The following is a 19763-nucleotide window of genomic DNA, read 5'->3' as shown; positions in this document are numbered from 1 at the left end:
TCTATCGACGGGCCCCGACGCCCTCAGCTCATCAGGCCCACCTGCCGCCACAGCATCGTGCCCAGGAACCGACCCGGCAGCAGCGTGAAGGCCCCGGCCACCAGGCAGCCGCCCTGGTACAGCCCGCGCATGGCCTTGCGGTGCGCCTCGAGCTGCCCGCGGCGCGCGTAAAGCACCGCTCTGGGCAGCTGCCAGGCCACAAAGACCACGAACAGGTGGATGGGCGTGAAGCCGAACAGGTTGGGCAGGTGGTAGTCGCGGATGAAGGCGCCGCTGATGGCCACGCCGGCCATCAGCGCCACCCAGGTCCAGCCCAGGCTGCGATGCGCGGTGGTGCCCTTGCGGCCCCAGAGCACGACCGCGCCGAGCAGCAGCGCGCCGAGCGCCATCATCAGGTGGGCGAAGACCACCGGGTGGCGGTCGAGCAGGAGGGCGAAGCGGTGCAGGATGTCCATGGTCGCCATGGTGGCGGGGCGCCCGGCGCTCGTCAGCCCGGCCGGGACGGATCGACGACCCTGGCGACGAAACGGCGCCAGTGCGCCGCCAATGGATGGGCTACATGCCCTTGAACAGGTGCGCGTACAGCCGCGAGGCGGTCAGCGTCTCCGGCCGGCCGGCCAGCGTGAGCGTTACCTTGCCCGACTCCTCGCGGCGCGCGCTGCGCACGCAGCGCGCCTGCACCACGGTGCCACGGTGCACCTGCCAGAAACGCTGCGGATCCAGCTGTGGCAGCAGGTCCTTCAGCGGCGTGCGGATCAGGTGCTCGCGCTCGGCCGTCACCACGCGCACGTACTTGTCGGCGGCCTCGAAGTAGATCACCTCGTCCACCGGCACCAGGTGCACGGTGGCGCCCACCTGGGCGGTCACCACGTCCAGCCTCGGCGCGGCGGTGGCCGGGGCGCTGCCGGCAACGGCCAGCAGGCCGCGCAACTGCTCCACGCTGCGTGCCAGCTCGGCGGCCGGCGTGACGGTGGCCGCGGCGGCCTGGCGCTCGGCCAGCCGCGCCTGCAGCCGCGCCACGCAGGCGGCCAGTCGATCGCCGTCCACCGGCTTGAGCAGGTAGTCCACCGCCTGCGCCTCGAAGGCCTGCAGGGCGTATTGGTCGTAGGCGGTGACGAAGACGATGAGCGGGAAGGGCACGCCGTCGGGCCAGTCCTCGGCCAGGGCCTGCGCCGCTTCCAGGCCGCTCATGCCGGGCATGCGGATGTCCAGAAAGCAAAGGGTCGGTTGCAGCGCCAGGGCCTGCGCCAGCGCCGAGGCGCCGTCGCCCACGGTGGCCGCGACCTGCAAGGCGGGCCAATGGGTGGTCAGCTCGGCCTGCAGCGCAGCGGCCAGCAACGGTTCGTCTTCGGCGATCAGGGCGGTGGGGCGGGTGGTCATGGCGTGTCGTCGAGGGGCAGCAGGATGCAGGCACGGGTGCCGCGGCCGTCCCGGCCGGCGTCGAGCGTGAACCGGGCCTGCGGGCCGTAGCGGGCGGCCAGGCGCTCGCGCACCTGGGCCAGGCCAAAGCCGCCGGCGGCCGGCGCGGCCGTGGCCACCGGCAGCGCGGGCACGCCGCCCGGGGGCAGGCCCAGGCCGTCGTCGTCCACGCACAGCTGCAGCTGGCGGCCGTCGCGCACGGCCGACACGCGCAGCGTGCCGCCGTCGACATGGCCTTCCAGCCCGTGCTTGATGGCGTTCTCCACCAGCGGCTGCAGCAGCAGCGGCGGCACCTTCAGCGCTGCCAGCGCCGGCGGCAGGTCCAGCGCCACCTGCAGCCGCGGGCCCATGCGGACCTGCATCAGCGCCAGGTAGTCGTCCAGGCGCGCGAACTCGTCGGACAGCGCGTGTTCATTGGCCCGGCTCGCGGCCAGCGTGCTGCGCAGAAAGGCGATCAGCCGGTCCAGCATGGCCTGGGCGCGTGCCGGGTCCAGACCGATCAGCACGCGCAGATTGGCCAGCGTGTTGAACAGCATGTGCGGCTCGAGCTGGCTCTGCAGCAGGCGCAGCTGCGCCTCGGCGGCCTCGCGCTGTGCCACCTCGGCGCGCAGGGCCTCGGCCGCGGCGATGTCCTGCGCCCGCGACACCAGCACCGACACCACGATGGCCAGCAGCGTCACCGCCAGCGTGATCTGCGTGGCGCGCGAGTTCCAGCGCCACAGCGGGATGGACTGGCCACCGGTGAGTGCATCTCCGATCCACATGCCCAACGTCGGGCCTACGAGCGCGCCGGCGGCGATCAACAGCAGCAGGCCGGGCCAGCCGGTGCGGGCGCCTTCAGCGCTGCCCCCGCGACGTGGCAGCCGATTCAGCAGTGCCCGCCCGCCGTCGATCACGCCCCAGCACGATAGCCCGATCGCGAACGAGTACACCAGCTTGATGCCGAAATGCCCGTCCAGCACGGCCAGGAAGGCCGCGATGGTGGTGCACAGCACGGCCAGCGACAGCAGCCCGCGGGCCAGGCGGCGCCAGGACGGGGCGGCGATGGCGGAAGTCATGCCGCGCATTGTGCGGGCCCGGGCCGACAGCACCGAGCCGACAGCGACGACCGGTGGCGTCGCGTCGCGAAACGGCGCGCCGGCGACGCCAAGCGTCGCGCGGCGTCGCCGATGGGTGTCAGCCCCCGGCCGCCAGCGCCGCGCGGATGGCCTCCACCCGGGCCCGGTTGACGCCGAAGTCCCGCCGCCCCACGCGCGAGGCGGAGCGCACCTGCACCACCTGCGCCTGCGGGTCGACCCAGAACTCGGTGTCGTCGACGAACTTCAGCCAGCGCGTGGTGAAGCGGGCGTAGAGGTAGTCGTCGCGCACGGTGACGATCTCGGCGCCGGGCATGGCCTGCACGATCTGGCGCAGCCGGGCGATGGTGGCCGGGCCGTCGCCGCGCAGCGGCAGCGGGGCGACCTCGGCCAGTTCGCGATGCGGCGAGCCGGGCCACAGCGCGAACTGGCTGCTCACGCTGTTGGGAGTGCGCGACGGCGCCTTCAGCCGCCCGTCGGTCACGCCGAGGTCGTCGGGCATGCGGCCCGACAGCAGGCCCGCCTGCCCGGCGACGAAGACGAGCACCGGCAATGCGGCGGCCACGGTGATTGCGATCGTGCTCCAGCGCATCGTGGCTTCTTCCAAGTTGAAACAGGCCCATTCTCGCCTGCTGGCAAGATGGCGGGATGCGTCGCCTGTCTGCCCTCGTCCGAGCCCTGCTGGCGGGTGCCTGTGTCGTCGGTGCCGCGGCGGCCGCCGAGGCGCCGCTGCCCTATGCGCCCGCCGTGGCGGCGCGCTTTGCCGAGCCGGTCGAGGTTTACCCCACGCCCGGGCTGCAGCCCGGGCGCGAGCGCTGGACCGACAACGCCGAGCTGGCTGCCGCCCTGCGCACGCTGGCCGGCGCCGGCGCCGCCGAGATGCTGGATCTGGGCCGCACCGACACCGGTGCCGAACTGCTGGCACTGCGCTTCAGTCGCGGCCCGGGCCGGCCGCTGGCGCTGGTGGTGGGCCAGCAGCATGGCAACGAACCGGCCGGTGGCGAGGCGCTGCTGGCCCTGGCCTTGCAGCTGGCCAACCCGCGGCACCCGCTGTCGGCGGTGCTGGACCAGCTGGACGTGCTGCTGCTGCCGCGCGCCAACCCCGACGGGGCGGCGCTGGCGCGGCGCCGAAACGCCGCCAACCTGGACATCAACCGCGACCACCTGCTGTTGCGCACGCGCGAGGCCGGCGTCATCGCCGACCTGGTGGCGCGCTGGCAGCCGGTGCTGTTCGTCGACGTTCACGAACACATCGCACTGGGCCGCTACGTGGCCGGCTTCGGCGGTATCAAGGGCCACGACCTGCTGATCCAGTACGCCACCACGCCCAACCTGCCGCCGGACCTCACCGCACTGGCCGAGCAGGGCTTCCGCCAGCCGCTGCTGACGGCGCTGGACGATGCCGGCATCACCCACGAGTGGTACTACACGAACACGCGAGACCCGGCGGCACGGTTGCTGACCATGGGCGGGGCGCAACCCGGGCTGGCACGCAATGCCGGCGGCCTTAAGCAGATGGTCAGCGTGCTGCTGGAGTCCCGCGGCTTCGACCTCGGCCGCCTGCACGCACGCCGCCGCGTGCACAGCCACGTGGTGGCCCTGCACAGCTTGCTGCGCAGCGCCGCGGCGCAGGCGATGACCCTGCCCGGGCAGCTGGCGGCAGTGGCCACCGGTGTTGCGGACCAGGCCTGCACGGGGACCCTGGTGCTGGACGCCGCGCCGACGCGCCGCCAGCGCACGCTGCTGATGATCGACCCGGCCACCGGTGCCGACCACCCGGTGGCGGTGGACTGGGACGACATGCTGCAGCTGCGGCCGGTGCTGACCCGGCCGCGGCCCTGCGGCTACTGGTTGGCCGCCGACGCCACCGAGGCCGTGGTCCGGCTTCACCGCTGGGGCGTGCAGGTGCAGACGCTGCCGGGGGACCGGCCGCTGCACGGCGAGCGTTATGTCGAGACCGCGCGTCTCGCAGGCGATGCGGCCGGTGACGACACCGGCACCCTGCAGCGCATCACCGCGACGCTGGCCGCCACCGAGTGGCTCGCAACGGCCGGCAGCTTCTACGTGCCGCTGGACCAGCCGCTGGCCAACCTCGTGGCCGCCGCGCTGGAACCGGACACCGCCCATGGCTGGTTCACCCACGGGCTGCTGCCGCGCCTGGACATGGTGCGGCGGGTCATGGCCCGGCCCTGATCAGCCCAAGGTCAGCGCTTGCGACCGCCGAACAGCGAGCCGAGCACACCGCGGATGATCTCGCGGCCCACGGCCGAGCCGATGCTGCGCACGGCCGACGACGCGGCGGCCTCCGCCAGGCCCGGCCGACGCCCGCCGCGCGGGCCGGTGCTGCCGAAGATCACATCCTTCAGGCCGTCCATCATGCCGCCGCCCGCCGCGGCCCCGGCCGGGGCCTGCTTCGCCGCGGCCGCGGCTTCGGCTGCCGTCGGCGTGGCCGCCACGCGCGCCTTGATCTTCTCGTAGGCCGACTCGCGATCCTCGGTCTGCTCGTAGCGGCCGGCCACCAGCGAGCCGTTGATCAGCGCCTGGCGCTGTGCCGGCGTGATCGGACCGATCTGGCTGCCTGGCGGCAGCACGAAGACGCGCTCGGTCACGCCCGGTCGGCCCTTGGCATCTAGGAAGCTGATCAGCGCCTCGCCCACGCCGAGTTCGGTGATCGCCGCGGACATGTCCTTGATCGCCGGATTCGAGCGCATCGTGTCACCCGCCGCTTTCACGGCCTTCTGGTCGCGCGGCGTGAAGGCGCGCAGCGCGTGCTGCACGCGGTTGCCCAGCTGGGCGAGCACGGTGTCGGGCACGTCCAGCGGGTTCTGCGTCACGAAGTACACGCCCACGCCCTTGCTGCGCACCAGGCGCACCACGAGCTCGATGCGCTCCACCAACGCCGTCGGCGCGTCCTTGAACAGCAGGTGCGCCTCGTCGAAGAAGAACACCAGCTTGGGCTTCTCCAGATCGCCCACCTCGGGCAGCATCTCGAACAGCTCCGACAGCATCCACAGCAGGAAGGTTGCGTACAGCCGCGGCGCGTTCATCAGCCGGTCGGCGGCCAGGATGTTGACCACGCCCTGGCCGTTCTCGGTCTGCAGGAAGTCAGACAGGTCGAGCATCGGTTCGCCGAAGAAGCAGTCGCCGCCCTGTTCCTCGATCTGCAGCAGCCCGCGCTGGATGGCGCCCACGCTGGCGGCGCTGATGTTGCCGTACTCGGTGGTGAACTGCTTCGCGTTCTCGCCCACGTGCTGCAGCATGGCCCGCAGGTCCTTCATGTCAAGCAGCAGCAGGCCCTGGTCGTCGGCGATCTTGAACACCAGGTTCAGCACGCCGGACTGCGTCTCGTTGAGCGCCAGCATGCGCCCCAGCAGCAGCGGGCCCATGTCGCTGACGGTGGCGCGCACCGGGTGGCCCTGCTCGCCGAAGACGTCCCACAGCGTGGTCGGGCAGCGCGTGGGCTCGGGCTGCGGCAGGCCGCGCTCTTCGAGGATCTTCGCCACCTTGGGCGGGATGGCGCCGGTCTGGCTGATGCCGGTGAGGTCGCCCTTCACGTCGGCCATGAACACCGGCACGCCGATGCGGCTGAAGCTCTCGGCCAGCGTCTGCAGCGTGATCGTCTTGCCGGTGCCGGTGGCGCCGGTGATCAGGCCGTGGCGGTTGGCCATGCCGGGCAGCAGCAGGCATTCGATGTCGCCATGGCGGGCGACGAGGATGGGGTCGGGCATCGCGGGCGGCTCCATGCGCGGCATCTCGGGACCGCGTCGGCGGGAGTCTAGGGGATGACTAGGAGGCTGTCGGGCTTTGGGAGGGCCCCGCGTTCACGGCTGCCGCGTTTCGTGCCATGCTTGCCGCCGTGGATCCCGCTGCCGCCGCATCCAGGGTCGAGGCACTGCGCACGGCCATCGCCGCGCTGGACGCGCAACGCGCGCTTCTTGGCAGCGACGTGGTCGACGTGGCGCTGCAGCCGCTGCGGTCCGAGTTGCAGGCCTTGCAGCGCCCACGCGAGGTCGAGCGCCGGCTCGTGACCGTGCTCTTCGCCGACGTGGCCGGGTCCACCGCGCTGGTGGAACGGCTGGACGCGGAGGACGCGCTGGAGATCCTGGGCGGCATGGTCGAGCGGCTGGCCGCCGTCGTGCGTGCGCACCAGGGGCGCGTGCTGCAGTTCGCCGGCGATGGCTTCAAGGCCGTCTTCGGTGGCGATGGCGCGCGCGAGGACGATGCCGAACGGGCGCTGCGCGCCGGCCTGGCCATGCTGGCCGAGGGTCGCGCCCATGCCGAGGCGATCCGTGGGCGCCATGGCATGCTCGAGATGCCGCTGCGCATCGGCGTGCATACCGGGCCGGTGGCCATCGGTGCCGGCTACGAGGACGACCGCACCGCAGTGGGCGCCACGGTGCATCTGGCGGCGCGCATGGAGCAGAGCGCGCCGCTGAACAGCCTGCACATCAGCCAAGAGACCTGGTCGCACGTGCGCGGCCGCTTCGACGTCGAACCACGGCCGCCCTTGAGCCTCAAGGGTGTGGATGTGCCGGTGCGCAGCTACGTGGTGCTCGGGCTGCGTCCGCCGGGGGCCGACGATGCCGAACGCGGCATCCCCGGGCTGCGCCTGTCGCTGGTGGGCCGGTCCACTGAACTTGACCGGCTGCACGCGGTGGTCGCCAGCGCCGGGCACTCGGGCCCGCCAGCCGTGCTGACCCTGGTGGGCGACGCGGGTCTGGGCAAGAGCCGGCTGCTGCGCGAGCTCACGGCGTCGCTGCCCGCAGGGCGCCTGCTGCGTCTGCGCGCCCTTCCCGATGGCGCCTTGCGGCCCGCCGGCCTGCTGCGCCAGTTGCTGACCGAGCGATTCGGCATCCTCGACGACGCTCCGGCGGCGCGGGCGCGGCGCCGCCTGACGGCCGGCCTGCGGCGGTTGCTGCGTGATGCCGGGATGACGGTTACCGAGGCCCGTGCCGCAGCGCACCAACTCGGCCATCTGGCCGGCCTGGACTTCGCCGACAGCCCGCACGTCGCGGGCCAGGATCCCCAGTTGCTGCGCGACCGTGCCCTTGCCGCCTGTGGCCGCGCGCTGCAGGCGCTGGCAGCCCGCGAAGGCCGGGCACCGGTGCTGCTGGTAGAGGACATGCACTGGGCCGATCCCGATTCGCGTGTGCTGCTGCACCGCCTGGCTTCCGATGCCAGCGTGCCGGTCGCGCTGCTGATGACCAGCCGACCGGGTCTGCCGCCGGATCACCCCGGCGAAGTGCTGACCCTGCAGCCGCTCTCGCCGGCCGACACCGGGGCCATGCTGCGCACGCTGTTGGGTGGCCTGGACAGCGTGCCGGACGGGCTCATCGAGCGCATCGCTGCCCAGGCCGATGGCAACCCCTACTACATCGAGGAGATCGTGCGCCGGCTGATCGATGACGGTGTCATCGACACCGGCCGGTTCCCGTGGACCCTGCACGGCGCACAATTGCACGACCTGTCCTTGCCGAGCACGCTGGTGGGCCTGTTGCAGGCGCGGCTGGACGCCTTGCCGCCCTCCGCCCGCCACGCCGCCCAGCATGCCGCCATCGTCGGCCACGTGTTCTGGGACGCGGCACTGGCCGAGATCGATGTCGACGCGCCCCAGGCGCTGCCCGTGCTGGCCCAACGCACGGTGGTGCACGCACAGCACACCAGCGCCATCGAGACCGCAACCGAGTGGACCTTCGACCATCATCTGCTCCACCAGGTGGCCTACGACACCATCCCGCTGGCGCGAAGGCGGGAAGGGCATGCCGCGGCTGCGCGCTGGCTGCTGACCCGCGCCCGCGAGCGCGGGCCGGAGTTTCTGGCGCTGACCGGCGACCATGCCGAGCGTGCCGGCGACGTGGCTCTGGCGGTGGACTGCTTTGACCGCGCCGCGCTGCAGGCCCGGCAACGCTACGCCAACGCGGCGGCGCTGCACTACCTGCGGCGCGCGATCGACCTGCTGGGCGACAGCGACCCGCACCGCAGCTACGGCCTGCTCAAGCGCCTGGACGACCTGGCCGACGCGGTCGGCGAGCGTGACCTGCAGCGCCAGGTGATGGACGAGGTCGATGCGCTGCTGCAGCGGCATCCCGACGACCGGCGGCGCGCCGAAGCTGGCTATGCGCGGGCGCTCTTCGAGGATCGCCTCAGCCATCACGACCAGGCCCGGTCGATCGCGCTCGAGACCGTGGTGCTGGCGGAGCACTGCGGGCACTGGCGGGTGGCCGCTGAACTCGAAGGGCTGCTGTGCTGGCTGGCCATGACGGCCGGCGACGTCACGCAGGCGCGCCAACGTGTCGACGCCGGGCTCGCGCATGCGCGCCGCGACCCGGCGCTGGTGGAGTCCGAGACCAAGCTGCTCGTGCTGTCGGCCATGGTGTCGAAGGAGGAGCGTGCGCTGGACGCGGCCGATGCCACGCTGCAGCTGGCCCTGGCCCGTGCCGACCAGATCGGCGAGGTGCGCCTGCGCCTGGGCTGTCTGGACAACCTGGCGGTCGTGGCGCTCGAGCGACGCCGCCTGGACGACGCCCGCCGCTGGGCCGGTGCCATGCTCGAGCAGGCACGCCGTGCCGGGGCCACACCGCGCGTGGCCCATGCGCTGATGCACCTGGCCGAACTCGCCCGGCGCACCGGCGACGCCGCCGGGGCGGTGGCCGCGTGGCAAGAGTCGATCGCCATCACCCAGGGCAACGGCGACCTGCGCAACTGGGCGGCGGCCAGCTACCGATGCGGACGCGCACTCGCAGAACTGGACGATCGGGCCGGTGCGCTGGTGGCCTTCGAGACGGCTCAACAGGTGTTTGGCGACCGCATGGGTGATGCCGCCAATGCTTCGGCGGCGGCTTTGCACGCGGCGTGGTGCCACTGGACGTTGGGCCGCGCCGACAAGGCCAGGGCCAAGCTGGAGGCTGCCCTGCCGATGTTTGATGCCGACCGCGTCAACTCGCTGGCCGGTGGTGCCCGGGCGGCGCGCTGGGCCGCCTTCCAGGTGCTCGATGCCCTGGGCGATCCGCGGGCCGGGCCTTGGCTGGCCGACCTGCATGCGCATGTGCAGGCAGCGCCTGTCGTGCCGCCTGATGCGTTGCAGGCGGATATCGAAGCGGCGCACGCGGTGTATGTGGCGCGCACCGGGCAGGCGCCGCATCTGCCGCCGGCAGGGGGTAAGGCGCCGGCCACCACGCCCGACCTGCCGCGGTAGAATCGAGGGTTTTCCCAAACGCCGCCCGTCAGGGCAGAAGCAGCATGGCCGGTCATTCCAAGTGGGCCAACATCCAGCACCGCAAGGGCCGTCAGGACGAGAAGCGGGGCAAGATCTGGACGCGGATCATCCGCGAGATCACGGTCGCGGCGCGCCAGGGCGGGGCCGACATCACGGCCAACCCGCGCCTGCGCCTGGCGGTGGACAAGGCCAAGGCGGCCAACATGCCCGCCGACCGCATCAAGTACAACATCGACAAGGCCTCGGGTGCGCTGGAAGGCGTCAACTACGAGGAAATCCGCTACGAGGGCTACGGCATCGGCGGCGCGGCCATCATCGTCGACACGATGACCGACAACCGCGTGCGCACGGTGGCCGAGGTGCGCCACGCCTTCAGCAAGTACGGCGGCAACCTGGGCACCGACGGTTCCGTGGCCTTCCAGTTCAAGCACTGCGGGCAATTGGTGTTCGCGCCCGGCACGTCGGAGGAGAAGGTCATGGAGGTGGCGCTGGAGGCCGGCGCCGAAGACGTGGTCACCGACGACGACGGCGCCATCGAGGTGCTCACGGCCCCCGCCGACTTCGAAGCCGTGCGCGACGCGCTGGCCGCGGCCGGGCTGAACGCCGAAATCGCCGAGGTCACGATGCGTGCGGAGAACACCGTCCCGTTGACGGGCGACGACGCCGCACGCATGCAGAAGCTGCTCGACGTCATCGAGGACCTGGACGACGTGCAGGCCGTCTATCACAACGCGGAAATCGAAGCCTGATGAAAGTCCTGGTGATCGGCAACGGCGGCCGCGAACACGCCATCGCCTGGAAACTCGCACAGAGCGAGCGCGTGCAGCAGGTCTTCGTCGCGCCCGGCAACGGCGGCACGGCGGCCGACCCGGCGCTGCACAACCTCCCGATCACCGACATCGCGGCGCTGGCCGACTTCGCCCAGGCCGAGAAGATCGCGCTCACCGTGGTCGGCCCCGAGGCACCGCTGGCCGCCGGCGTGGTGGACCTGTTCCGCGCCCGCGGGCTGCGCATCTTCGGCCCCACGCAGGCGGCCGCGCAGCTGGAGAGCTCCAAGGCCTTCGCCAAGGCCTTCATGCAGCGCCACGGCATCCCGACCGCGCTTTACGCCAGCTTCACCAGCGCCGCCGACGCGCATGCGCACGTCGACAAGCATGGCGCCCCCATCGTCATCAAGGCCGACGGCCTGGCCGCTGGCAAGGGCGTGGTCGTGGCCATGACGGCCGACGAGGCGCATGCCGCCATCGACGACATGCTCGGCGCCAACCGCCTGGGCGTGAAGCACAACGCCGGTGGCGCACGCGTGGTCATCGAGGAGTTCATGGCCGGCGAGGAGGCCAGCTTCATCGTCGTCAGCGACGGCAAGAACGTGGTGTCGCTGGCCACCAGCCAGGACCACAAGCGCGTGGGCGACGGCGACACCGGCCCCAACACCGGCGGCATGGGCGCCTACAGCCCTGCGCCGGTGGTCACGCCCGACGTGCACGCACGCGTGATGCGCGAGATCATCCACCCGGCCGTCCAGGGCATGGCCAAGGACGGCACGCCGTTCACCGGCTTCCTCTACGCCGGGCTGATGATCGACGCCGACGGCAAGCCGCGCACGGTGGAGTTCAACTGCCGCCTCGGCGACCCCGAGACCCAGCCCATCCTGATGCGCCTGAAGAGCGATCTCTTCGAGCTGCTGATGCACGCCACCGACGGCACGCTGGACCAGGCCGATCTGCAGTGGGACCGTCGCATCGCGCTGGGCGTGGTGATGGCCGCGCACGGTTACCCGGGCGCGGTGCGCGGTGGCGACACCATCACCGGCCTGCCGGCCGACGCCGAGGACCTGAAGGTCTTCCACGCCGGCACCATGCTGCAGGACGGCACGCTGGTCACCAGCGGCGGGCGCGTGCTGTGCGTGACCGCGCTGGGTGACTCCGTGCGCCTGGCCCAGCAGCGTGCCTACGACGCGGTGCGCGGCATCACGATGGACGGCGCCGTCTGGCGCAGCGACATCGGCCACCGCGCGGTGAAGCCGCGCTGAGCGGCGCCGCCGTCCGCCCGCTGGCCTGCCAGACCTGCCGCTTGACGCCACCTGCCGCCCCCGTCGAACTGACTGAACGCCCGGTGCAGCTGCGCGGCAGCCGTCTGGCGCGCATGGTGCTGCGGCTGCTGGGCTGGCAGCTGCTGTGGGACGGCCTGCCGACGCGTCAGGGCGTGCTGGCCGTCTACCCGCACACGTCGAACTGGGACTTTCCGGTGGGCCTGCTGGCCAAGTGGGCGCTGGGCCTGCACGTCACCTTCTGGGGCAAGGACACGCTGTTCCGACCGCCGCTGTTCGGCCGCTGGATGCGCTGGCTGGGTGGCGTGCCGGTGGACCGCGCCAACCCCAAGGGCATCGTGCCTGACATGGTGGCCCGCATGCGCGGGGCGCGTGAGCGCGGCGACTTCCTCTGGCTGGCGCTGGCGCCCGAGGGCACGCGGTCGGCCGGCACGGGCTGGCGCAGCGGCTTCTACCGCGTGGCCGTGGAGGCCGGCGTGCCGCTGGCCCTGGTGCACCTGGACTTCGGCCGCAAGCGCGTGGGTGTGCACTCGGTGCTGCAACTCGGGGGAAATGCCGAGACCGACATGGCCGAGATCGCGCGACGCTTCGATGGCGTGCGCGGCCGACGGCCGGAACTCGCCGCGCCGATCAAGCTGGCCTGAAGGAGACCCATGAACACGCAGGACGTCCGCACCTATTTCCTGGGCCTGCAGGACCGCATCATCGGCGCGCTGCAGGCCGAGGACGGCCACGACTTCCTGCGCGACGGCTGGACCCGCGGCCCCGAGGAACGCCTGCAGGGCGACGGCCTGAGCCGCCTGGTGGAAGAGGGCGGGGTGTTCGAGCGCGGCGGCTGCAACTTCAGCCACGTGCGAGGCCCGGCGATGCCGCCGTCGGCCACGCAGCACCGGCCGGAGCTGGCCGGCGCGCCGTTCGAGGCCATGGGCGTCTCGCTGGTGATGCACCCGCGCAACCCCTACGTGCCCACGGCGCACATGAACGTGCGCATGTTCGCCGCGCTGCCCGAGGGCCGCGAACCGGTGGTCTGGTTCGGCGGCGGCATGGACCTGACGCCCTACTACGGCTTCGAGGAAGACGCCGCCCACTTCCACCGCACCTGCCGAGACGCGCTGGCGCCGTTCGGCGCCGAGCTCTACCCGCGCTTCAAGCGCTGGTGCGACGAGTACTTCTTCCTCAAGCACCGCGGCGAGCCGCGCGGCGTGGGCGGCGTGTTCTTCGACGACTTCGCCGAACTCGGTTTCGAGCAGAGCTTTGCCATGACGCGGGCGGTGGGCGACGCCTTCGTGCACGCCTACCTGCCGCTGGTGCAGAAGCGCCGCGGCACGCCCTATGGCGAGCGCGAGCGCGACTTCCAGGCCTACCGGCGTGGGCGCTACGTGGAGTTCAACCTCGTCTTCGACCGCGGCACACTGTTCGGCCTGCAGAGTGGCGGGCGCACCGAGAGCATCCTGATGAGCATGCCGCCGGTGGTGAAGTGGCGTTACGCTTGGCAGCCTGAACCGGGCACGCCGGAGGCCCGGCTGTACAGCGATTTCCTGCGCCCGCGCGACTGGGCGGATCTCGCCAGGGACGGCGCTTGACGCTGCGTCGTGTCGCGATCTTCGGCGGCAGCTTCGACCCGCCGCACAACGCCCACGTGGCGCTGGCGCGCACCGCCCGCGAGGCGCTGGCGCTGGACGAGGTGCGCTGGATCCCCGCCGGCCAGCCCTGGCAGAAGGCGCGCGCGATGACACCGGCCGAGCATCGCGAGGCCATGGTGCGCCTGGCAATCGGCGACGCGCCGGGCCAGGTGCTCAGCCGCATCGAGCTCGAGCGCAGCGGCCCCAGTGTCACGCTGGACACCGTCAACGCCTTCCGCGCCGAGGAACCGGGCACCGAATGGGTGCTGCTGATCGGCGGTGACCAGTACGCCAACCTGCACACCTGGCGCGGCTGGCAGCAGCTGCTGGAGCTCGCGGTGCTGGCCGTCGCGCAGCGCCCCGGCACGCATGCCGCCCCCGACCCCGCGGTGCAGCGGCGCCCCCACCGCGTGGTGCCGCTGCCGATGCTCGACATCGCCTCCACAGACATCCGTGCGCGCGTGGCGCGGGGGGACCGGGTCGACGATCTGGTCCCGCCGGCCGTCGCACGCTATATTGACCAGCACCACCTCTACAGGGATTGAATGGACATCCGCAAGCTGCAGCGCGCCATCGTCGACGGGCTCGAAGACGTCAAGGCCAAGGACATCGTCGTCTTCAACACCGAGCACCTGTCGCCGCTGTTCGAGCGCGTGATCGTGGCCACCGGCTCCAGCAACCGCCAGACGAAGGCGCTGGCCGCCAGCGTGCGCGACAGCGTCAAGCAACGTGGCATGCAGGTGCTGCGCACCGAGGGCGAGGCCAGCGGCGAATGGATCATCGTCGACTGCGGTGCCGCGGTGGCCCACATCATGCAGCCGGCCATCCGCGAGTACTACCACCTCGAGGAGATCTGGGGCGAGAAGCCGGTGTCGATGAAGCTCGGTGCGGTGAAGACCGGCCTGGTCAAGGCGTCGGAGCCGACCGCAGCGGCGGTGAAGAAAGCGCCGGCGAAGAAGTCGCCGACGAAGCAGGCCGCGCCCGCCAAGGCCCCGGCATCGGCCAGGAAGGCGTCAACCGCCACCAAGGCCGGGCCTGCGAAGAAGGCGGCCCCGGCGAAGCGGCCTGCTCCCGCCAGGCCGGCCACACCAGCAAAGAAGGCCGCACCGGCGAAGAAGGCCGCACCGGCGAAGAAGGCCGCACCGGCGAAGAAGGCCGCACCGGCGAAGAAGGTCTCGTCTGCCTCGAAGGCCACGGCTGCGAAGAAGACGGCTGCCCCGGCCCGCAAGCACCCCGCCAAGCCCCGGGCCTGACCCGTGCGCGTGGCCGTGCTCGCCGTGGGCCAGCGCCAGCCTGCGTGGGCCGACGCTGCCTGGGCCGACTTTGCCAAGCGCTTCCCGCCTGAATGGCGCTTCGAGCTCAAGGCGCTGAAGGCCGAGCCGCGCGATGCCGGCAAGACCGCGGCGCAGTGCATGGCCGCCGAGGCGGCGCGTTTCGAGTCCACCCTGGCGGCGCTGGGCAAGGGCTGGCGCCGCGTGGTGCTGGACGAACGGGGTCAGCGACAGACCACCGTGCAGCTGGCCGAGAGCCTGGCCAGCTGGCAGGCCGACGGCCGCGACGTGGCGCTGCTGATCGGCGGGCCGGACGGCCTGGACCCGGCGCTCAAGCAGACCGCCGATGACACGCTGCGCCTGTCGGACCTGACGCTGCCGCACGCCTTCGTGCGCGTGCTGCTGGCCGAGGCGCTGTACCGCGCGTGGTCGGTCAATGCCGGCCACCCCTACCACCGCGAGTGAGGCTTCGCCGATGACCCTGCCGCTGTACCTCGCGTCGCAGAGCCCGCGTCGCCTGCAGTTGCTGGCGCAGATCGGTGTCGTGCCGATGCTGCTGCTGCCCGGTGCCAACGAGGACGCCGAGGCACTGGAGGCCGTGCAGCCTGGCGAGTTGCCGGCGGCCTACGTGCAGCGGGTCACCGCCGCCAAGCTGCAGGCCGCCGTGGCGCGCCACCGGCAGCGTGGGCTGGCACCCGGCGCCATCCTGTGCGCCGACACCACCGTGGCCCTGGGCCGGCGCATCCTGGGCAAGCCGGCGGATGCCGCCGAGGCCGCCGCCACGCTGGCGCGACTCTCCGGGCGCACGCATCGCGTGCTCACGGCGGTGGCGGTGCAGGCCGGCCGCCGACGCTGGCAGGGGGTGCAGGTGTCGCTGGTGCGCTTCGCTGTGCTGCCGCCCAAGGTCATCCGCGCCTACGTGGCCAGTGGCGAACCGTTCGGCAAGGCCGGCAGCTACGCCATCCAGGGTGCGCTGGCCGGCTGGGTGGCGCACATCGCCGGCAGCCATTCGGGCATCATGGGGCTGCCGTTGTTCGAGACGGCACAGCTGCTGCGCCAAGCCGGCGTGGCAACCGGCCTGTAGACCGGGCGGAGACAGACAAGCACATGGCCAGCCAGGACATCCTGATCAACTGGGCCCCGCAGGAAACGCGCGTGGCCGTCGTCGAGAACGGCGCGCTGCAGGAGCTCTACCTCGAGCGCACGCTGGAGCGCGGGCAGGTGGGCAACGTCTACCTGGGCAAGGTGGCTCGCGTGCTGCCCGGCATGCAGAGCGCGTTCATCGACATCGGCAGCGAGCGTGCCGCCTTCCTGCACGTGGCCGACCTGCACGCCGCCGGCCAGGGCCATGGGCCGCGCAACAACGGCGACGTGCCGCTGGTGCCCATCGAAAAGCGGGTCTACGAAGGCCAGACGCTGATGGTGCAGGTGATCAAGGACGCCATCGGCACCAAGGGCGCGCGGCTGTCCACGCAGGTCAGCATCGCCGGGCGGATGCTGGTGTTCCTGCCGCAGGATCGCCACATCGGCATCAGCCAGAAGATCGGCAGCCCCGAAACCCGCGAGGCGCTGCGCGAGCGCATGCAGCGCCTGGCCGGCGCCGACCCCAACGGTGGGGGCGGCTTCATCCTGCGCACCAACGCCGAGGAAGCCACCGACGAGGAACTGGCCGACGACATCGCCTACCTGCGCAAGACCTGGGAGCACATCCGCAGCCAGGGCCTGAAGCAGCCGCCCGGCACCCTGCTGCACCAGGACCTGAGCCTGGCCGAGCGCGTGCTGCGCGACCTGACCACCGACAGCACGCAGACCATCCGCATCGACTCCAAGCTGCAGTTCGACGCGCTGCAGGCCTTCGGCGCCACCTACATGCCGGGCACGCTGCCCAAGCTGGAGCACTACAAGGGCGAGCGGCCGATCTTCGACCTCTTCGGCATCGAGGAGGAGATCGCTCGGGCTCTGGGTCGCCGCGTCGACCTCAAGAGCGGCGGCTACCTGATCATCGACCAGACCGAGGCGCTGACCACGGTGGACGTGAACACCGGCGGTTTCGTCGGTGCGCGCAACTTCGACGACACCATCTTCAAGACCAACCTCGAGGCCGCCGGCACCATCGCGCGCCAGCTGCGGCTGCGCAACCTGGGCGGCATCATCATCGTCGACTTCATCGACATGGTGAGGGAAGAACACCAGCAGGCGGTGCTGGGCGAACTGCGCAAGCAGCTGGCGCGCGACCGCGTGCGCACCACGGTCAGCGGCTTCACGCAGCTGGGCCTGGTGGAGATGACGCGCAAGCGCACGCGCGAGAGCCTGGCCCACATGCTGTGCGAGCCCTGCCCCACCTGCAGCGGCCGCGGCCAGATCAAGACCGTGCGCAGCGTCTGCTACGACATCCTGCGCGAGATCCTGCGCGAGGCGCGGCAGTTCGCGCCCAGGGAGTTCCGCGTCATCGCCAGCGCTGCTGTGGTGGAGATGCTGCTGGACGAGGAGAGCACGCACCTGGCGGGGCTGAGCGAGTTCATCGGCAAGCCGATCAGCCTGAGCGCGGAGCCGACGATGAACCCGGAGCAGTACGACATCGTGCTGATGTAGCCGCCGCCAGGGCAACGCCCCGGCACGCACGCTGCCCGCGGTGCCCACCTCGGACCACCTGAACAGGGGGTGCGTCCCCGGCCGTCGCGGGCCGGCGTCGGAACGATCGCGGAACGCTGCCACTGCAGACTGCTGCGCGTACGGCATCAGCCGTGCCGCCGCCCGAGCGGGTATGAGCCCAGCTGGCGGGCGGCGCTCAACGCCTACCCAGGAGCAGTTCATGAGCGCTTTCCGTATGCCCTTCGTTCCACGCCGCGCCCTGGCTCTGGCCGCCGCACTGTCCAGTCTGGCGGCGGCGCCTCCTGTGCTGGCGTGGGACGCCTCGATCACCTTGCCCAGCCTGGGCGTGGACTTCGGCGTCAGCGACTGGTCCGGCCACTGGACCTGGGACGCCGACCGTGAAGGCGTGAGCACCACGTATGGCGAAGGCAACGGCATCCCCGTCGACTTCCAGTTCCAGGCCTGGGACGGCACCGCTTGGAATCAAGCCTACTTCTACAACGAGACCCTGGTGCCCGCCGGCGGCAGCGCGGTGGCCTACCTCGACCGCGGAGACACGAGCAGCGTCATCGCCGACTACGCCGACGCGTTCGTCACCGGGGCGTTGGGCAACGTGTCGGCGGGCGGCATGTTCGCCTATGACTTCGTGTTCACGCTGGCACCCTTCTCGGAGGCTACGCTGACCTATGCGGACGATGCGGCATTGGTATCCCTGGCCGCGGCGCCGGGCGATGACGGCGTGGCGTTTGCCGGCTTGAAGCTCTACGCCTGGGACCTGGACCTCGACGCGCCGGGTGGGGCGAACCAGGCTTACTTCAACGAGTTCATCAGCCTCGATACACAGGCCAACGCGGCCCGTTCGGCGTCGGTGGACGTGCAGATCGGCCAGACCTTGGCAGGCATGTCCTACACGTTCAGCAACCTGACCGGTGCGCCGGTGAGCCATGCGCTTCGGTTGGAAGGCTACGCGCTGGTGTTCACCACCCCGGTGCCCGAGCCCGCGGCACCCACCTTGCTGCTGGCCGGGCTGGGTTTCATGGGGTGGATCGCTCGACGTCGGCTGGCCATCCGGCAAGCCTGACGCCCGGCCTCCCCGGGGCGGTCATCGACCTTCGCCAGACCAAGGCCGCGCTGGCGTTCGAAGCAAACCGGGTTACGTGAGCCCGACAGGCCCGCGTCCGGGCCACCTGTTGGTCGTGAGCCGAGGTACGGGCAGGGATGACACCGTGCCGGCCTGCCAATTGACCAGCAATTTGGCACGCATCGGTGCGTGATCCCAGGCCACGCCCTGGTTTCGCCTGGCATGACGGCCCGATCGCGCGTAGATTCCCGACCGTGACACTTGTGCGCAGCAGAACAGGGTGGTTCTGCGCCGTGTCCAGTCGGGGAGCAGCTAGATGCGCAGAAGCCAGCCATCGACGGGCGGGTTGCGCGGCGCCTTGGGCACCGTGCTGCTGGGGTTGGTCTGTGCGGGGGCGGCGTCGCTGACGATGGCCCAGGTGCCACCTGACACCGGCGGCACGGCGCCGACACAGGCCCTGCGCATCGTGGGCGGTCTGGCGGGTGTCAATCAGTACACCCGACACGAATCGCCGTTCTGGCGTGAACGCCTCTCGGCATTGACGGCTGGGCGGTACACCGCGGAGATCGTGCCTTTCGATCGCGCAGGCATTCGCGGTGCCGAGTTGCTGACGATGGTCCGTCTCGGGTCGCTGCCATTCGGGACGCTGCTGCTCAGCCAGGCGTCCCCGCGCGACGCTGAACTGGCCGCACCGGACCTGGCAGGTCTGAGTCCGGACATTGCCACGTTGCGTCGCGTGGTGACGGCATGGCGGCCTCACCTGACCACACTGCTGCGAGAGCGCCACGGCGCGGAACTTCTGGCCGTGTATGCGTATCCGGCGCAGGTGCTGTTCTGCAATCGTCCGGTGGCCAGTCTGGCCGGCCTGCAAGGTCTTCGCGTGCGCACGTCGAGCCCGACGCAGTCGGACTTCATCCGGGCACTGGGCGGGCTGCCGCTGACCGTGCCGTTCGCGCAACTCGTAGGCAACATGCAGTCCGGGAACATGGAGTGCGCGATCACGGGCACGATGTCCGGATACACCATCGGGCTTCATGAGATCACGAGCCACCTGCTGCCGCTGCCGGTGACGTGGGGCCTGTCGGTGTTCGTCGCGAACCGGGCGCACTGGCAGAGCCTCCCGCAGGATCTGCGCGCGGTCCTGCTCCGTGAACTGCCGTTGCTGGAGCGCGCCATCTGGGACGAGGCAGAGCGCGAGACGGACGAGGGGGTGCGTTGCAGCACCGGATCCGGCCCGTGCACGGCCGGCCCGCCGGGCCGCATGAAGCTGCAGCCGCCTGCCACCAGCGATGATGGACTGCGTCGGACCTTGTTCGCACGCGAGGTCCTGCCGCAGTGGGTCGGCCGCTGTGGCGAACCCTGCGCAGCGGCGTGGAACCAGTGGTTGGCGCCCGTGTCCGGCGTGATGGCCACCGGCCGATGACGGCACGCTCGGA

18 protein-coding genes are annotated in these 19763 nt (G+C 71.5%); 13 read left to right on the top strand and 5 right to left on the bottom strand.

Annotated features, from left to right (window positions below; genetic code table 11):
- Positions 1-23 precede the first annotated feature (23 nt).
- The 4 genes from ENE75_RS18760 to ENE75_RS18745 form a co-directional block, all read right to left on the bottom strand.
- Positions 24-455, bottom strand: coding sequence for a DUF2306 domain-containing protein (locus ENE75_RS18760; RefSeq protein WP_128199858.1), 432 nt, complete (start codon positions 453-455; stop codon positions 24-26).
- Between the two features lie 100 nt (positions 456-555).
- The gene (locus ENE75_RS18755; protein ID WP_128199857.1) at positions 556-1380 is read right to left on the bottom strand and encodes a LytR/AlgR family response regulator transcription factor; all 825 of its coding nucleotides are present in this window, start codon (positions 1378-1380) and stop codon (positions 556-558) included.
- Positions 1377-2477 (bottom strand): sensor histidine kinase, encoded by a 1101-nt coding sequence (locus tag ENE75_RS18750; protein ID WP_233259165.1) that lies wholly within the window; start codon positions 2475-2477, stop codon positions 1377-1379. The genes ENE75_RS18755 and ENE75_RS18750 overlap by 4 nt, the downstream gene beginning before the upstream one ends.
- Positions 2478-2595: 118 nt before the next feature.
- Positions 2596-3087: a DUF1499 domain-containing protein gene (locus ENE75_RS18745; RefSeq protein WP_128199855.1), complete on the bottom strand. Its 492-nt coding sequence runs from the start codon at positions 3085-3087 to the stop codon at positions 2596-2598.
- A 56-nt stretch (positions 3088-3143) separates the two neighbouring features.
- Here ENE75_RS18745 and ENE75_RS18740 point away from each other — a divergent pair, with 56 nt between their 5' ends.
- On the top strand, positions 3144-4688 hold the full coding sequence (locus tag ENE75_RS18740) for a M14 family zinc carboxypeptidase (protein WP_128199854.1): 1545 nt from the start codon (positions 3144-3146) through the stop codon (positions 4686-4688).
- A gap of 11 nt (positions 4689-4699) precedes the next feature.
- Here the strand turns inward: ENE75_RS18740 and ENE75_RS18735 are convergent, their stop codons facing one another.
- Positions 4700-6223 (bottom strand): helicase HerA-like C-terminal domain-containing protein, encoded by a 1524-nt coding sequence (locus ENE75_RS18735; RefSeq protein WP_128199853.1) that lies wholly within the window; start codon positions 6221-6223, stop codon positions 4700-4702.
- A gap of 128 nt (positions 6224-6351) precedes the next feature.
- Between ENE75_RS18735 and ENE75_RS18730 the strand changes: the two genes are divergently transcribed.
- The 12 genes from ENE75_RS18730 (at position 6352) to ENE75_RS18675 (ending at position 19750) form a co-directional block, all read left to right on the top strand.
- Positions 6352-9690, top strand: a complete 3339-nt coding sequence (locus ENE75_RS18730; RefSeq protein WP_158289008.1) for an ATP-binding protein — start codon at positions 6352-6354, stop codon at positions 9688-9690.
- Between the two features lie 44 nt (positions 9691-9734).
- Positions 9735-10460 carry a YebC/PmpR family DNA-binding transcriptional regulator gene (locus ENE75_RS18725; RefSeq protein WP_128199851.1) on the top strand — a complete coding sequence of 242 codons (726 nt, stop codon included), beginning with the start codon at positions 9735-9737 and terminating at the stop codon, positions 10458-10460.
- A complete protein-coding gene (gene purD / locus ENE75_RS18720; protein ID WP_128199850.1) occupies positions 10460-11743 on the top strand; it encodes a phosphoribosylamine--glycine ligase in 1284 nt (427 codons plus the stop codon). Before ENE75_RS18725 ends, purD begins: the two co-directional genes overlap by 1 nt.
- A 41-nt stretch (positions 11744-11784) precedes the next feature.
- Positions 11785-12405: a 1-acyl-sn-glycerol-3-phosphate acyltransferase gene (locus ENE75_RS18715; protein ID WP_128199849.1), complete on the top strand. Its 621-nt coding sequence runs from the start codon at positions 11785-11787 to the stop codon at positions 12403-12405.
- Between the two features lie 9 nt (positions 12406-12414).
- Complete coding sequence (hemF, locus tag ENE75_RS18710; RefSeq protein WP_128199848.1) at positions 12415-13344, top strand: oxygen-dependent coproporphyrinogen oxidase; 930 nt, start codon at positions 12415-12417, stop codon at positions 13342-13344.
- Positions 13341-13928 carry a nicotinate-nucleotide adenylyltransferase gene (nadD, locus tag ENE75_RS18705; RefSeq protein ID WP_128199847.1) on the top strand — a complete coding sequence of 196 codons (588 nt, stop codon included), beginning with the start codon at positions 13341-13343 and terminating at the stop codon, positions 13926-13928. The genes hemF and nadD overlap by 4 nt, the downstream gene beginning before the upstream one ends.
- The gene (gene rsfS / locus ENE75_RS18700; RefSeq protein ID WP_128199846.1) at positions 13929-14636 is read left to right on the top strand and encodes a ribosome silencing factor; all 708 of its coding nucleotides are present in this window, start codon (positions 13929-13931) and stop codon (positions 14634-14636) included. It abuts the gene before it with no gap.
- Between the two features lie 3 nt (positions 14637-14639).
- Positions 14640-15119 (top strand): 23S rRNA (pseudouridine(1915)-N(3))-methyltransferase RlmH, encoded by a 480-nt coding sequence (gene rlmH, locus ENE75_RS18695; RefSeq protein WP_128199845.1) that lies wholly within the window; start codon positions 14640-14642, stop codon positions 15117-15119.
- Between the two features lie 10 nt (positions 15120-15129).
- Positions 15130-15738: a Maf family protein gene (locus ENE75_RS18690; RefSeq protein ID WP_128199844.1), complete on the top strand. Its 609-nt coding sequence runs from the start codon at positions 15130-15132 to the stop codon at positions 15736-15738.
- A 23-nt stretch (positions 15739-15761) separates the two neighbouring features.
- Positions 15762-17246: a ribonuclease G gene (rng, locus tag ENE75_RS18685; protein WP_128199843.1), complete on the top strand. Its 1485-nt coding sequence runs from the start codon at positions 15762-15764 to the stop codon at positions 17244-17246.
- A 220-nt stretch (positions 17247-17466) separates the two neighbouring features.
- A complete protein-coding gene (locus ENE75_RS18680) occupies positions 17467-18327 on the top strand; it encodes a PEP-CTERM sorting domain-containing protein (RefSeq protein WP_158289007.1) in 861 nt (286 codons plus the stop codon).
- A gap of 367 nt (positions 18328-18694) precedes the next feature.
- On the top strand, positions 18695-19750 hold the full coding sequence (locus ENE75_RS18675; RefSeq protein ID WP_233259178.1) for a TRAP transporter substrate-binding protein: 1056 nt from the start codon (positions 18695-18697) through the stop codon (positions 19748-19750).
- Positions 19751-19763 lie beyond the last annotated feature (13 nt).

The organism is Rubrivivax albus, from assembly GCF_004016515.1.
GTDB lineage: Bacteria > Pseudomonadota > Gammaproteobacteria > Burkholderiales > Burkholderiaceae_C > Rubrivivax > Rubrivivax albus.
Note: the sequence above shows the minus strand (reverse complement) of the source record. Positions and strands in the feature narration are given on the sequence as shown.

Coding starts and splice junctions, on each gene's coding strand:
- rsfS (WP_128199846.1), top strand. CDS start 13,929: ATGGACATCCGCAAGCTGCAGCGCGCCATCGTCGACGGGCTCGAAGAC.
- ENE75_RS18745 (WP_128199855.1), bottom strand. CDS start 3,087: ATGCGCTGGAGCACGATCGCAATCACCGTGGCCGCCGCATTGCCGGTG.
- ENE75_RS18750 (WP_233259165.1), bottom strand. CDS start 2,477: ATGACTTCCGCCATCGCCGCCCCGTCCTGGCGCCGCCTGGCCCGCGGG.
- ENE75_RS18755 (WP_128199857.1), bottom strand. CDS start 1,380: ATGACCACCCGCCCCACCGCCCTGATCGCCGAAGACGAACCGTTGCTG.
- ENE75_RS18680 (WP_158289007.1), top strand. CDS start 17,467: ATGAGCGCTTTCCGTATGCCCTTCGTTCCACGCCGCGCCCTGGCTCTG.
- ENE75_RS18760 (WP_128199858.1), bottom strand. CDS start 455: ATGGACATCCTGCACCGCTTCGCCCTCCTGCTCGACCGCCACCCGGTG.
- hemF (WP_128199848.1), top strand. CDS start 12,415: ATGAACACGCAGGACGTCCGCACCTATTTCCTGGGCCTGCAGGACCGC.
- ENE75_RS18740 (WP_128199854.1), top strand. CDS start 3,144: ATGCGTCGCCTGTCTGCCCTCGTCCGAGCCCTGCTGGCGGGTGCCTGT.
- rng (WP_128199843.1), top strand. CDS start 15,762: ATGGCCAGCCAGGACATCCTGATCAACTGGGCCCCGCAGGAAACGCGC.
- ENE75_RS18725 (WP_128199851.1), top strand. CDS start 9,735: ATGGCCGGTCATTCCAAGTGGGCCAACATCCAGCACCGCAAGGGCCGT.
- purD (WP_128199850.1), top strand. CDS start 10,460: ATGAAAGTCCTGGTGATCGGCAACGGCGGCCGCGAACACGCCATCGCC.
- ENE75_RS18690 (WP_128199844.1), top strand. CDS start 15,130: ATGACCCTGCCGCTGTACCTCGCGTCGCAGAGCCCGCGTCGCCTGCAG.
- ENE75_RS18735 (WP_128199853.1), bottom strand. CDS start 6,223: ATGCCCGACCCCATCCTCGTCGCCCGCCATGGCGACATCGAATGCCTG.